This window comes from Lentisalinibacter salinarum (genome assembly GCF_040706555.1).
GTDB lineage: Bacteria > Pseudomonadota > Gammaproteobacteria > Steroidobacterales > Woeseiaceae > Lentisalinibacter > Lentisalinibacter salinarum.
The window spans coordinates 116,141-130,233 of the sequence record NZ_JAPDRH010000005.1 but is presented as its reverse complement, the minus strand read 5'-3'; the positions used below and the strand labels follow the sequence as shown (position 1 = coordinate 130,233).

The window sequence follows — 14,093 nt, the reverse complement described above, 5'->3', positions numbered from 1 at the left end:
CGTCGAAGTAGTTCGGGGGCCTCAGGCCTCCTCCATGGTACACAGCAGCGGGTGCTGGTGCTGTTGCGCGTAGCCGTTCACCTGGGCCACCTTCGTCTCGGCGATCTCGTAGGTATAGACGCCGCAGACGCCCTTGCCGCGCGTGTGCACCTCCAGCATGATGCGGGTCGCCTTCGGCCGGTCCATGCCGAACACCCGCTCCAGCACCTCCACGACAAACTCCATGGGCGTAAAGTCGTCGTTGATCAGGACCACGCGGTACAGCGGCGGGCGCTTGAGTTTTGGCCGGGATTCCTCGACGGCCAGACCGGTATTGTCCTGCTGATCCTGGTTCGGTGTCTCTTCGCTCATGATCCGGTGGGGCGCTTCCTGCTGTTCGACGACGACGTCCGCGGGCCGGCGATGCCCGACTCCGGATTATATATGCGGCCGCCTGTGCCGTTGACAACCCGCGGCGCCGCACGTTCCCCGGCGAGCAGGCCGGACCGCCGGAAGCCGCGCCAGCGCTCCGTTTGCGCCGATTTTTTAGGTAGTTACCACCTTGTTCGGTGATATGCTGACCCTTATCATGCCTCCGGTGCGTTAGACGGAGCGGGACGCTCTCCGGGCGGGGGGCCAGACAAGGCGCAGGGGTGCCGCGCAAACCCATGAATGCGGAAATGAAACTGGCGGAGCTCAAGAGCATGAGCCCTTCGGATGCGGTGTCGGCTGCGGGCCGTCATCTGCCCCGATGGGTGGCGCTAGCGCTGGTCGTCGCCATCGGCTGGCAGCTCGCCTCCATGATCTGGATGCTCGTCCCCGCCGGCGAGGACGACGTCGTCGCGCCGCCGCCCGTCGCATCCCCTGCCCCGTCGGCGTCCAATAACCGTGTCAGCGGGATCGACGTCGCCGGCATCGTCAACGCGCACCTGTTCGGCGAGGCCTCCGCCGATGCGCCGGCGCCCGTCCAGTCCGAGATCGACGACGCACCCGAGACCCGCCTGAGCCTGACCCTGAAGGGCACGGTCGCCGCGGACGATCCGGCCTATTCGCTGGCCATCATCGCCGACAGCCGCGGCGAGGAGAAAGTGTATTCCATCCGCGACAGCATCCCCGGCGGTGCCTCACTGCATGCCGTCTACGCCGACCGGGTGATTCTGAACCGCGCGGGCACGCTGGAGGCACTGAAACTGCCCCGCGAAGCCGAGGGCCGGACGGTCAACCGCAGCCGGCAGACGAGTTCCGCCCGCGTGGCGACGGCGTCGAGCCAGCCAAGCGTCCAGCAGATGATCACGGACAACGCGGTCCAGCTCATGGACGTCATCCGTCCGCAACCCTATTTCGCCGACGGCCAGCAGCGCGGCTATCGGGTGTACCCCGGCCGTGACCGCAAGAGCTTCGCCGCCCTCGGCCTGCGGCCCGGCGACCTGGTGACCGCCATCAACGGCACACCCATGAACGACCCCCGCACCGGGATGGAGGTATTCCGGACGCTCGGCGACGCCACCCAGATCACGGTGACCGTGGAACGCAACGGTCAGTCCGAACAGCTCACGCTCAGTACCAGCCAGCTGGAACTGGGCGATGACGGAAGCAGATGAAGACGGCAGTGAACATGCATAACGAGAACAGCCACACCCGCATTTCCCTCACGGCGCTGTTGCGCGCAACCCTCGCGGCAGCCGCGCTGGCAGCGTGCGGCCTGGCGGTCGCCCAGAACGCCACGATCACGCCCAATTACAAGGACGCCGACATACGCCAGATCATCGAGGCGGTGAGCGACGTTACGGGCCGCAACTTCATCGTCGACCCGCGGGTGAAGGCGCAGGTCACCATGCTGTCGTCCACGCCGATGTCGGCGGATGCGTTCTACGAGACGTTCCTCTCCATCCTGGATGTCTACGGGTTCGTGGCGGTGCAGAGCGGCAATGTCGTGAAGATCCTGCCGGACGCGAATGCGCGCCAGATTCCCGGCGCCGAGACCTACTCCGGCGACGCCGCCAACGACGACATCGTCACCCAGGTCATCGAGGTGCAGAACATCGCCTCCGCCCAGCTGGTACCGATACTGCGACCGCTGATCCCCCAATACGGCCACCTGGCGGCGCATCCTCCGTCCAACATGCTGATCATCTCCGACCGGGCCGCGAACGTCCGACGGCTGCTGCGCATCATCGGCCGCATCGACCAGGCCGGCGACGAGGACATCGAGGTGGTGCCGCTGGAGCACGCGACCGCTGGCGATGTGGTCCGGGTGCTGACGTCGCTGGCGCAGGCTCAGCGTACGGAGGGAGCAGGCCAGATCGGGCTGGTGGCGGACGACCGCACCAACAGCGTGCTGATCAGCGGCGAAAAGAACCAGCGCCTGAAGATGCGCACCCTGATCGCGCACCTGGATACGCCGCTGGAAGACGGCGGCAATACCCGCGTGCGCTATCTGCGCTACGCGAACGCCGAGGAGCTATCCACCAAGCTGCAAAGCCAGTTCACGGGCGCCGGCGCAGGCGGCCAGGGCGCTCAGGCCGCAGCCCAGGGCGGCGGTCTTGCCGGCGCCGCCGGCGGCCCGGTGCAGATCTGGGCAGACGAGCTCACCAACGCCATGATCGTCACGGCGCCGCCGAAGGCCATGCGCGCCATCATGGCCGTGGTCGACAAGCTGGACATCCGCCGGGCCCAGGTGCTGGTGGAGGCCATCATCGTCGAGATCACCGCGGACAAGTCCGCCGAGCTGGGCGTGGAATGGGCGGTGGACGGCAGCGCCGACAACAACGCCATCGGCATCCAGAACTTCCCGTCATCGGGCGTGAATCTGCTCGGGCTGGCGGGAGCCGCTGCCGGCGGCGGCGAGGATGCGGCGAATGCGTTGTCCGGTCTCGGCTCGGGCATCACGCTCGGTGTGGGGCGGATTTCGGAGAACGGCACGAGCTTCGTCGCCCTGCTTCGCGCCCTGCAGGGCGACGCCGACACCAACATCATCTCGACGCCGACCATCGTGACCATGGATAACGAGGAGGCGTCCATCGAGGTAGGCCAGGAAGTGCCGTTCCTCACCGGCCAGTTCACCAACACCGGCGCGAATACCGGCGCGGTCAATCCGTTTCAGACCATCAACCGGGAGAGCGTCGGCACGAAACTCGAGATTACGCCCCAGATCAGCGAGGGTGAATCCATCGTCCTGAAGATCAACCAGGAGATCTCGAGCATTGCCCAGGGCGCCACCGGCGCGGTCGACCTGGTGACCCAGGAGCGCAAGATCTCCACCTCGGTGATCGTGGAGAACGGCGGCATCCTGGTGCTCGGCGGCCTCATCGACGACACCATCCGCGAGAGCGACCAGCGCGTGCCCGTGCTCGGCAGCATCCCGGTGCTGGGGAACCTGTTCCGCTCCCGCTCCACCAATACGGTGAAGGCCAACCTGATGGTGTTCATCCGTACTTCCATCCTCCGCAATCCGGAACAGACGCATATGGCGACCGAGGAGAAGTACAACTACATGCGCGACATGCAGCAGGAAGAGGGTCGCATCCGCCTCATGCCCGGCAAGACACGGCCGACGCTGCCACCGCTGGAGACCTACGAGCCGAGCGAACCGTCCGAGCGTCCCGGCAACATCATGTCCGGGGAGGACATCGACGAATGAGTGAGATGGAAACCACGGAACTGAGTCTCGCTGAAGAGATCCCTGCGACGGAGCCGCCGAAGATCGGCGACCTGCCGGAGAAGCGCCTGCCCTTCTCCTTCGCCAAGCGCCACGGGGTACTGATCCGCGACTATGCCGCCGGCAAGGCCGACGTGATCTGCCGGGTCGGCGTCTCGCCGGTGAGCCTGGCGGAGGTGCGCCGCTACGCCGGCGTGCCGCTGAAGCTCACCCGCGTGACGGCGGAGGCCTTCGACGCCATGCTGCGACAGGCCTACGAGGGCGGCAGCAACAACGCCATGCAGATGATGGAGGGGCTGAGCGACGACACGAACCTCTTCCAGGTGGCCCAGGAGCTGCCCGAACCCTCCGACCTGCTGGAGAGCGACGACGACGCGCCCATCATCCGGCTGATCAACGCCGTGCTCACCGAGGCGGTCAAGGAGAACGCCTCCGACATCCACGTGGAACCGTACGAGAACCGGCTCGTTATCCGTTTCCGCGTGGACGGCGTGCTACGCGAGGTACTGGAGACCCGGCGCGCGGTGGCCCCGCTGATCACCTCGCGCATCAAGGTCATGTCGAGACTCGACATCGCCGAGAAGCGCCTGCCCCAGGACGGCCGCATCTCGCTGCGCATCGCCGGACGCGCCGTCGACGTGCGCGTCTCCACCATCCCGTCCGGGCATGGCGAGCGGGTAGTGCTGCGTCTGCTGGACAAGCAGGCGGGGCGCCTGGATCTCAATTCGCTGGGCATGGACCAGGCTTCCCAGCGCACCATGGACGAACTCATCCACAAGCCCCACGGCATCCTGCTGGTCACCGGCCCCACCGGCTCGGGCAAGACCACCACGCTGTATGCGGCGCTGGAGCGCATCAACGACAACAGCCGCAACATCATGACGGTGGAGGACCCGATCGAGTACTACATCGACGGCATCGGCCAGACCCAGGTGAATACCAAGGTGGAGATGACCTTCGCCCGGGGTCTGCGCGCCATCCTGCGCCAGGACCCGGACGTGGTGATGGTCGGTGAGATCCGCGACCTGGAGACGGCCGAGATCGCCGTGCAGGCGTCGCTGACCGGCCACCTCGTGCTCTCGACCCTGCACACGAACACCGCCGTGGGCGCGGTGACCCGCCTGCGCGACATGGGCGTTGAGCCCTTCCTGCTGTCGTCCAGCCTCATCGGCGTCCTGGCCCAGCGCCTGGTGCGCGTACTCGACGACGACACCAAGGTGCCCTATACGGCCCGGGAGTACGAATGCCGCGTCCTGAAGGCCGACCCCGACAACCCGCCGACCATCTACCGGGCCGGCGACGTCGAGGACGGCGGTTTCCGGGGCCGTACCGGCATCTACGAACTGGTGCCCGTGGACGATCACATGCGCACGATGATCCACGACGGTGCCGGCGAGCACGAGCTGGAGAAATACGCCCGCAATCTCAGCCCGAGCATCCGCGACGACGGTCGCACCAAGGTCCTCTCCGGCGTTACCACCCTGGAGGAGGTACTCCGGGTTACGCGGGCTGACTGAACCCGCCCGGGGCCGGCCACGTGGGAGCTTTCGAATACGTCGCGCTGGACAGCGCCGGCAAGGAGAAGAAAGGCGTTCTCGAGGGCGACACCGCCCGGCAGGTCCGCCAGCTCCTGCGCGAGCGCTCGCTCGTGCCCCTCGAGGTTTCGGAGGTGGCCGAGAAGGAATCCGCGCGCCAGTTCTCCGTGGGGCTGCGCCGCGGCTTCTCCGCGACGGAACTCGCGCTGGTCACCCGCCAGCTCGCCACTCTGGTCAACTCCGGCATGCCGCTGGAGGAGACGCTGCAGGCCGTGGCCCAGCAGACGGAGAAGCCGCGCACCCAGAGCATCCTGCTGGGAGTGCGCGCCCGGGTCATGGAAGGCCACACGCTCGCGGACGGGCTGGAAGAGTTCCCGCAGGCGTTTCCCGAGATCTATCGCGCCACGGTTTCGGCCGGCGAGCAGTCCGGCCATCTGGACGCCGTCCTCGAGCGGCTGGCCGACTACACGGAGACCCGCCAGGCGCTGCGCCAGCGCATCACCAACGCACTGGTCTACCCCATCGTGCTCGTGCTGATGTCGCTCGGTATCATCGCCTTCATGCTCTCCTACGTCGTGCCCCAGGTGGTCGGCGTGTTCGAGACCACCGGTGCGGAACTGCCGATACTCACCCGGCTGCTGATCGGCATCAGCGACTTCCTGCGGCAGTGGTGGTGGCTGCTCATCGCCGGGATCGCCGCCGTCGCCTTCGGCGTGTGGCGTTTACTGAAGCTGGAGGGGCCGCGTCGGCGCTATCACCGTCTGCTGCTGCGCCTGCCGCTGATCGGCCGCATCACGCGGGGCGTCAACACCGCAAGGTTCACCCGCACGCTGAGCATCCTCGCCGGCAGCGGCGTACCTGTACTGGAGGCGTTGAAGATCTCCGCCGAAGTGATCATGAACGTGCCGATGCGCGACGCGGTGCAGGAAGCATCGCTCAGGGTGCGCGAGGGCGGCGCCATCTCCCGCTCGCTGGCCGCGAGCCGCCTGTTCCCGCCAATGACCATCCATCTCATCTCCAGCGGCGAGTCCAGCGGGCAGCTGGAACAGATGCTCGGCCGCGCCGCCGACAACCAGGAGCGGGAGATGGACGGGCTCATCACGACGATGATGGGCATCATGGAGCCGCTGCTGATCGTGTTCATGGGCGGCGTGGTGCTGACCATCGTGCTGGCGATCCTGCTGCCGATCTTCCAGATAAACAATCTCATCCAGTAGCTGAATTCCCGCATAAATACAGAAACTTACGAGTTTTGTAAAAACTGTGGCCCACCCTGTTGCGCTGGCACCCCCATTCGGGATATACATGCGCCGAACGTGACATAAACTCTCTGACACGAGCCGGCGCGGGGGCGCTCCCATGGACGAGACGTTGATGCAGTTGGAACGGGAAGATCCACTCGACGTGGATGACGAATTCGAGGATGAGGATATGGAGGATGCGGATCTGTCCGCAGAAGACGACGCTGACGACGATAACGTCGGAGAGTTATCCGTCGAGATCAACGTCGAACAGCTGGTGGCCGAGATCGAGGGCTCGCAGTCCGGCGGCACCGGCAGCTTCGCGGCGCGTCGGCGGCTGGAGGAACTGATGGAGCAGAAGCGCTTCGAGCGTGCCCTGCGCGACATGGACGACTGGGACTTCGACGACTGACACTTCAGTGAAAGTCCCGCGAGCGCACGGCCAGAGTCCCCAGCAGACCGTTGTGCTCCGTGAGCCTCCTGGCGATGACATGGACCACCTCCCCCTCTATCTGCACCTCGCCTTCCACCCCCATCAGCCGCGCCGATAGCAGCGCACGACGCTGCGCCTCGGCGGTCGCCTTCCATACCACCAGATTGACCTGACCGGTCTCGTCCTCGAGAGTGACGAACGTGACCCCGCTCGCGCTGCCCGGCCGCTGGCGGGTCACCACCAGCCCGGCCACCCGTACCCGCGTCCCGTGCCCGGCCGCCGGCAGTTCTTCCGCGGTGATGTAGCGCCGACGGCGGAAGCGTTCCCGGAGCAGTGCCATGGGATGGCGTCCGAGGGTCAGGCCGAGGCTCTCGTAATCGGCGCGGACGTCCTGTCCCTCCGCCGGCCGGGCCAGGAGCGGCAGCGCCTCGTAGCGGGTCATAGATCGGAACAGTCCCTCCGGCGCCTCCACGCCGGCCACGTCCCAGCGGGCCCGGAAGCGGTGACCGGCGAGCCCGGCCAGCGCGCCGGCCGCGGCCAGGGCGGACAGGGCGGCGCGGTCCAGACCTGCTCGCTCGGCCAGGTCCTGCACCGAGCCGAACCGCCCGCCGCTCTCCCGCGCCGCCACCAGCAACTCCGCCGCGGCTGCGGCGAGCCCCTTGACCCGGTCGAATCCCAGCCGCACGGCGGCCGTGCCGTCGTCGCGCCGCTCCAGCGAAGACTCCTCCCGGCTCTCGTTCACGTCCACCGGCCGCACCTCCACGCCGTGACGCACGGCATCCTGGACCAGCTGGGACGGGGCATAGAAGCCCATGGGCTGGCTGTTCAGCAGCGCACACAGGAAGGCCGCCGGCTCGTGGCACTTCAGCCAGGCGGAGACGTAGACCAGCAGGGCGAAGCTCGCCGAGTGGGATTCCGGGAAGCCGTACTCGCCGAAGCCCTGTATCTGGTTGAAGATCTGTTCGGCGAACTGCTCGCCGTAGCCCCGTTCCCGCATACCGGCCTTCAGCTTCTCCTCGAAGGGGCCGAGCCCGCCGCGGCGCTTCCAGGCGGCCATCGCCCGGCGCAGCCGGTCCGCCTCGCCGGGCGTGAAACCCGCCGCCACCACGGCGAGTTCCATCACCTGCTCCTGGAATATCGGCACGCCCAGGGTGCGCTCCAGCACGCCACGGACCTCCTCGCTGGGATAGCTCACCGCCTCTTCGCCGCTGCGCCGGCGCAGATACGGGTGCACCATGTCCCCCTGGATGGGCCCCGGGCGGATGATGGCCACCTCGATGACCAGGTCGTAATAGCAGCGGGGGCGCAGCCGCGGCAGCATCGCCATCTGGGCGCGGGACTCGATCTGGAACACGCCCATGGTGTCCGCGGCCGAGATCATGTCGTAGACCGCCGGGTCCTCCGCCGGCACGCCGGCCAGGTCCAGCTCCCGGCCGTCGAAGCCGCGCAAGAGGTCGAAGCAGCGGCGGATCGCCGTCAACATGCCGAGGCCCAGCACGTCCACCTTCAGCAGTCCCAGCTCCTCCAGGTCGTCTTTCTCCCACTGGATGACGGTGCGCCCCTCCATGGCTGCGTTCTCCACCGGCACGAGCTCTTCCAGCGGGCCGTCCGAGATGACGAAACCGCCCACGTGCTGGGACAGATGGCGGGGGAAGCCGATGAGTTCGCGCACCAGCGTGAGCAGCCGGCGCATGACCGGGCTATCCGGGTCGAGGCCGGCCTCGCGGACACGCTCGGGGTCCACGTGGCTGCCGTCCCACCACTGCATCGCGCGCGCCAGCCGGTCGGTCTGCAGCGAGGAGAGTCCGAGCGCCTTGCCCACGTCGCGCATCGCGCTGCGCGGCCGGTAGGTGATCACCGTGGCCGCCAGCGCGGCATGCTCCCGGCCGTACTTCGCGTAGATGTACTGGATCACCTCCTCGCGGCGCTCATGCTCGAAGTCCACGTCGATGTCCGGCGGCTCGTCCCGCTCTTTCGATATGAAGCGCTCCACCAGCGTGGACATCCGTTCCGGGTCCACCTCGGTGATGCCGAGGCAGAAACAGACCGCGGAATTGGCCGCCGAGCCGCGGCCCTGGCAGAGGATGCCCCGGGACCGCGCCCAGGCCACGATGTCGTGCACCGTCAGGAAATAGGGCTCGTACGCCAGATCAGCGATGAGCGCGAGTTCATGCTGCACGAGGTCGCGCACCTTGCGCGGAGCGCCGTCCGGCCAGCGCCGGGCCATGCCCTCCTCCGTCAGGTGCGCGAGCCAGCTCGCGGCGGTGTGGCCGGCCGGCACCAGCTCCCGGGGATACGCGTAGGCGAGTTCGTCCAGGGAAAAGTCGATGCGCTCCGCTACGGCGATCGTCTCGCCAAGCAACGCCGGGGGATAGAGTTCGCCGAGCCGCGGGCGCGAGCGCAGGTGGCGCTCGCCGTTGGGGTGCAGGGCGTACCCCGCCTCGGCCACGGGCACCTTCAGCCGGATGGCCGTGAGCGTATCCTGCAGAGCGCGGCGGCCGCGGCGATGCATGTGCACGTCGCCCGCCGCGACCAGCGGCAGGCCGGTGCGCCGGGCGAGCCGGCCGAGCCCGTCCAGCCGGGGCCGATCCAGCCCGTCGGCGGCGAGCTCCGCGGCAATCCAGCCGCGGCCGGGGAACAGCCCGGCGAGCCAGTCGCCGTGCCGGCTGCCGCCGAGGTCCCGGCCCGGCAGCCACAGCACCAGGCAGTCCGGCAGGCCGTCTTCCAGGTCTTCCCGCTGCAGCCGGTAGGCGCCTTTCTCCGCATTGCGCCTGCCCCGGGTGATCAGCCGGCACAGCCGGGCATAGCCGCGGCGGCTGGCGGCGAGCACCACCAGGGCCGGCCCGTCGGCGAGGCGGAATTCGGCGCCGACGATGAATTTCAGGTCTCGCCCGCGGGCCGCGCCGTGGGCACGCACCACGCCGGCCACGGAGCACTCGTCGGTGAGGGCCAGTGCGGTGTAGCCCAGCGCGTCCGCCCGGTCCACGAGCTCTTCCGGATGGGAGGCGCCGCGCAGGAAAGTGAAATTGCTGACGGCGTGCAGTTCGGCGTAGCGAGGGACCATCTCAGCCGAAGATGCCCTGCAGATACCACCCGGCCGGCCGGCGGCGCTCCCGGTAGATCCAGAGCCGCGCGCCGGCGCCCGTCTCGGCCACGTAGTAGTCCCTGGCCGTATCCGCCCCGTCCCACCAGCCGCTCTCGATACGCTCCGGTCCGTCCATGAACTGCAGCGGACCGTCGTGACAGGGATGCCCCTCGTGCACGGCGAGCCGCTGGGGCTGCGTCAATATCCACAGCGGACGCTCGAGCAGCAGGTCGTCGCCCTCTCCCCGGTCGGCGGCCGCGGACAACTCACGTACCCGGTTCCAGGGTGACGGCCCCGCACCGCCGCCGCCCGCCGCGCCCTCCAGGGGATCGACCTCGTCCCACGCCTGCTGGGGCCGGTGCTCCGCGAGACTTCTGAGTCCGCGGACGGCGTTCTCGCCCAGCCGGGCCCGCAGACTCTCCACCAGCCGGGGCAGCCCGCCGTCATGCCGGCCGGCCTGGCCGTCCTGGCCGTGTATCAGCGGCAGAGCCGTCGTGTCGCCCTCGCGGTGCTCCAGGCGTCCCGTGGCGAGTTCCACGGCGATCGCCGGCGCCGGCAGGCGGAGGCGTTCCAGCCGGATGCCGAGCAGGCTCCGCCAGTGCTCTACATCGCAACCGGCATCGCTGAAGCCCAGGGTGAGCGGCGTCGCCCAGCCGCGCAGGTGGAAGAAGCGGAACCGCAGGCGGCGCGCCGCTCGCTGATGGCGCAGCAGGAAGTCCTCCAGGGAGGCCAGCAGTCGCGAACAGCCGGCCGCGAGCAGCGCCTCGTCCCGCGTCTCCTCCCCGAGGTCGATCTGCTCGCGGAATCGCGGCGGACCCGTGTAATGGGGCCGCGGGTCCGGCAGTCGGCCGAAGGCCCGGTCCAGCGTCTGCAGCCGCGCCGCGCCGAAGCGCCGGGCGAACCCTTCACGGGGCAGCCGGCGGCACTCGCCGATGGTCGTCACGCCGATGCCCGCAAGCCCCCGCAGCACCGCCGCCGGCCACCCGGTAACGCGCAGATCCAGCGGATTGAGATGCCGTGCCAGTTCCGCCACGCCCTCCACCCGGCTGCTGCCGTCCCGTGAGAGCCAGAGCGCCGCCAGCGGCGTAGGGGCCACGCAGACGAGGGCCCGGTGGCCTCGTTGCCGCAACCCTTCGGTGACCAGCCGGCAGAGGCGATCCAGGCCGCGGAACAGACGCAGGCTGCCCTGCACTTCCAGCAGCAGCGCATCCGGGGCCTCCAGACTGACCAGGGGGCTGAAGCGCCCCGCCCACTCAGCCAGGGATTCCAGCAGGATGCGCTCGCGCCGCGGCCGACGCGAGAGGGTGAGGAGCCCCGGCGCCAGTGCCAGGGCAGCGCTCAGCGTCTGGCCGGGCCTGATCCCGGCCGCCGCGGCGGCCCGGTTCGCGTGATGGACGACGATCTGCCCGCTTTCCTCTTCCACCACAGCCACCGGCCCGGCGGACGCGGCGGACTCGCCCAGTGCATCGAGGGCGATCCCCGGCAGGCGGACGCACAGCCACAGCTGCGAACGGCGCTGCCGCGAATACGAAGGAGACGGGTCTTCGGCCGGGGGTTCACCGCCACCGAGGGGCAGCGGCTGCTGCCGGGCGGGTCCGGGGGCGGCCGTTACCCGTCCACGCTCGGGCCGGGGATGCGGAGACTCCCTTTCGGCCGGCAGGACGGAATCGGGCTCGGGCGGCGATACCATGAAGAGGCGGCCACGTCGTCAGCCCGAACCGGCGCGCCCGCCCACGCCCACCGCTGCCGCGCTCTCCTCCAGGCTCTCCCCCGGCGGGCGCACCAGCGGCAACGGGCAACCGCCGTCCCGGCCGTCATAGTCGCTCACCAGCGCGGGCCGAGCGCCGCGTACCTTGAACAGGTCCACATCGGTGCCATTGCTGCCGGGGCGCAGCATCAGTCGCAGCGCGGCGGCGGAAGCCTCCCGCCTGGCGGCGGCCGGCCGGAAGGCGATGGCCCAGCTCTCGCCCCTGCCCGCCGCGAGCTGCAGCCGTCGGCTGGTGCGCTCGTCCATGCGGTTGATCCAGGCCAGAACCGCCACGCAGGTGCCCGAAGACAATGCCTGCTCCATCGCCCAGAGCGCTTCCCGGTCACGGGCCGGATGGATCAGCAGTACCCGGGAGACTTCCAGCCCCCACTGCATCAGTGCCGGCGCATAGGGTACGTGGGGCGGCGCGATCCAGACCACCCAACCCTCTCGCTGCCGGCACAGTGCGGAGAGCGCCGGCATAAACAGGCGCAACTCGCCGATGCCACACGCGGCGGAAAGGGCCTCGGTGAGCGATGCGAGCGGCCAGCCGCCGCCGGGCAGGCAGGCGTCGAGCTTGCGGTAACCGGTGGCCGCCACCCGTCCGGCCTGGCCTTCCCGCACGGCGCCTTCGCTGCCGCGCCAGAGCCGGTAACTGCCGAGTAACTGTTCGAGGGCTTCGTCCACGTGCGGAAGATGCGTCAGTGCACGGGCATGCCGTCGCGGATGACACCGACGACCACGCCTTCGATGACCAGCGGCTGATGGGCGAGATCCACCCGTATCGGGGCGAATTCGCTGTTCTCCGGCATCAGCCAGACCATGGTGCCTTCCTGCCGGTAGCGCTTCACGGTGACCTCGTCCTCCAGGCGGGCCACCACGATCTGGCGGCTCCGTACCTCGGGCGTGCGGTGCACGGCCACCAGGTCACCGTCCAGGATGCCCACGTCTTTCATGCTCATGCCCTGCACCCGCAGCAGGTAATGGGGCTTCGGCCGGAACAGGCTCTTGTCGATCTGGTAATGGGCCTCGATGTTCTGCTCGGCCAGTATTGGCTGACCGGCAGCCACCCGCCCGACCAGCGGCAGACCCATCTGCTCGCGCAGGGAATCCTTCAGCTGGATGCCGCGGGAGGTGCCGGGCCTCAGTTCCAGCACGCCCTTGCGCTGCAGCGCCCGCAGGTGCTCCTCGGCGGCGTTGGGAGAGCGGAAACCCAGTTCCTCGGCGATCTCGGCCCGGGTGGGCGGCATGCCCGTCTCGGCGATGAAATCCTGGATGAGTTTCAGAATCTGCGACTGGCGTGGGGTGAGATCGGCCATGGTGTTATCCTGTATGCATGCCCAGATACTGTGATTATATACAGGTTCCATTCCGGCGCAAGTTTCTCTGGCTCACCCTGTCCGCCGCCTTCCTGGCCGGCGGCTGCGCCACTCTCTCCGAGACCGAATGCCGGCAGGCCGACTGGGAGGCCCTGGGAGAGGCGGAAGGCGCACGCGGCTATCCGCCGGATCGGATCGAGGAACACCGGGAGGCCTGCGCCGAATACGGTGTCGTGCCCGACCGGGATGCCTACGCCCGCGGCCGACTCGCGGGCCTTGACCGCCTGTGCACCGTCCCCGGCGGCCTGGCCCATGGCCGCGACGGGCGCGGCTACCAGGGCGTCTGCCCGCCCGGCTACGAGGAAGACTTCTATACCGGCTTCCAGCTGGGCCGGCGTATCCATCGGGTGAGCGAGGATCTGGACGATGCCGAACGGGCAGTACGACAGCTGGAATTCGATCTCCAGCGCGGGGACCTGACCGACGATCAGCGCCGCTCGATCTACTACCGCCTCCGCAATCTCGAGCGCGACCGTGATTCCCTGGAGCGCGAACTAGCCCGGCTGGAGGACGAAGCCCGCCGGCTGCTCAGCGAACTCTGACGGGCAATGCCCGCCGGGTGTCGCAAAACACAGACAAATCAAATGCCTCGGGGCGAAAAAAAACCGCCTCCGATACCCGGATTACGTTGAACACTGACCGCGTTTAATAAATAATACGGTTGTTTTTAATGCCTCCAACAGGGGAAAAGCATATGAAGAGAATCGCAACGAAACTCGGCGCCGTCGCAGCTACGATGCTGCTGGTCACCGGTTGTGCCAACCAGACCGCCATGGACGAAGTGCAGGCGACCGCCGAACGCGCTGCTGCCGACGCCGCTGCTGCGAAGTCGGCCGCTGAAGCCGCACGTTCCGCAGCGGACCGTGCCAGCCAGATGGCTTCCAGCGCTCAGAGCACCGCCAGCCAGGCGCTGTCGGCCGCACAGGGCGCACAGAGCTGCTGCGATGCGAACCGCGAACGCCTGGAGCGCATGTTCCAGAAATCGATGTCCAAATAATTCGCGGGTTCAGAGATTCTTCAACGCCGCGCTCGTCGC

12 protein-coding genes are annotated in these 14,093 nt (G+C 68.4%); 7 read left to right on the top strand and 5 right to left on the bottom strand.

Going from position 1 to position 14,093, the window contains the following annotated elements; all coding sequences use genetic code 11:
* Positions 1-21: 21 nt before the first annotated feature.
* Positions 22-351, bottom strand: coding sequence for an ATP-dependent Clp protease adapter ClpS (gene clpS, locus ACJMKZ_RS18395; protein ID WP_405234689.1), 330 nt, complete (start codon positions 349-351; stop codon positions 22-24).
* Positions 352-683: 332 nt separating this feature from the next.
* On the opposite strand from clpS, the gene gspC reads away from it, so the two are divergent.
* From gspC to ACJMKZ_RS18370, 5 genes are all read left to right on the top strand, one after another.
* Positions 684-1,580: a type II secretion system protein GspC gene (gene gspC / locus ACJMKZ_RS18390; protein ID WP_405234688.1), complete on the top strand. Its 897-nt coding sequence runs from the start codon at positions 684-686 to the stop codon at positions 1,578-1,580.
* Positions 1,577-3,619, top strand: a complete 2,043-nt coding sequence (gspD, locus tag ACJMKZ_RS18385; RefSeq protein WP_405234687.1) for a type II secretion system secretin GspD — start codon at positions 1,577-1,579, stop codon at positions 3,617-3,619. Before gspC ends, gspD begins: the two co-directional genes overlap by 4 nt.
* Positions 3,616-5,154 (top strand): type II secretion system ATPase GspE, encoded by a 1,539-nt coding sequence (gene gspE / locus ACJMKZ_RS18380; RefSeq protein WP_405234686.1) that lies wholly within the window; start codon positions 3,616-3,618, stop codon positions 5,152-5,154. The genes gspD and gspE overlap by 4 nt, the downstream gene beginning before the upstream one ends.
* Before the next feature lie 20 nt (positions 5,155-5,174).
* On the top strand, positions 5,175-6,389 hold the full coding sequence (gene gspF / locus ACJMKZ_RS18375) for a type II secretion system inner membrane protein GspF (RefSeq protein WP_405234685.1): 1,215 nt from the start codon (positions 5,175-5,177) through the stop codon (positions 6,387-6,389).
* Between the two features lie 142 nt (positions 6,390-6,531).
* Positions 6,532-6,825, top strand: coding sequence for a hypothetical protein (locus ACJMKZ_RS18370; protein WP_405234684.1), 294 nt, complete (start codon positions 6,532-6,534; stop codon positions 6,823-6,825).
* 4 nt (positions 6,826-6,829) lie between these two features.
* Here the strand turns inward: ACJMKZ_RS18370 and ACJMKZ_RS18365 are convergent, their stop codons facing one another.
* The 4 genes from ACJMKZ_RS18365 to lexA all read right to left on the bottom strand — a co-directional run bounded on the left by ACJMKZ_RS18365 (position 6,830) and on the right by lexA (position 12,997).
* Positions 6,830-9,910, bottom strand: a complete 3,081-nt coding sequence (locus ACJMKZ_RS18365) for an error-prone DNA polymerase (RefSeq protein ID WP_405234683.1) — start codon at positions 9,908-9,910, stop codon at positions 6,830-6,832.
* Between the two features lies 1 nt (position 9,911).
* Complete coding sequence (locus ACJMKZ_RS18360) at positions 9,912-11,354, bottom strand: Y-family DNA polymerase (protein ID WP_405234682.1); 1,443 nt, start codon at positions 11,352-11,354, stop codon at positions 9,912-9,914.
* Positions 11,355-11,639: 285 nt separating this feature from the next.
* Positions 11,640-12,365: a translesion DNA synthesis-associated protein ImuA gene (imuA, locus tag ACJMKZ_RS18355; protein WP_405234681.1), complete on the bottom strand. Its 726-nt coding sequence runs from the start codon at positions 12,363-12,365 to the stop codon at positions 11,640-11,642.
* A 14-nt stretch (positions 12,366-12,379) separates the two neighbouring features.
* The gene (gene lexA, locus ACJMKZ_RS18350) at positions 12,380-12,997 is read right to left on the bottom strand and encodes a transcriptional repressor LexA (protein ID WP_405234680.1); all 618 of its coding nucleotides are present in this window, start codon (positions 12,995-12,997) and stop codon (positions 12,380-12,382) included.
* Positions 12,998-13,014: 17 nt separating this feature from the next.
* On the opposite strand from lexA, the gene ACJMKZ_RS18345 reads away from it, so the two are divergent.
* Together ACJMKZ_RS18345 and ACJMKZ_RS18340 are read left to right on the top strand one after the other, a co-directional pair.
* Positions 13,015-13,599 carry a DUF2799 domain-containing protein gene (locus tag ACJMKZ_RS18345; protein ID WP_405234679.1) on the top strand — a complete coding sequence of 195 codons (585 nt, stop codon included), beginning with the start codon at positions 13,015-13,017 and terminating at the stop codon, positions 13,597-13,599.
* Between the two features lie 152 nt (positions 13,600-13,751).
* A complete protein-coding gene (locus ACJMKZ_RS18340; protein WP_405234678.1) occupies positions 13,752-14,054 on the top strand; it encodes an Lpp/OprI family alanine-zipper lipoprotein in 303 nt (100 codons plus the stop codon).
* The last annotated feature ends 39 nt before the right edge of the window (positions 14,055-14,093 follow it).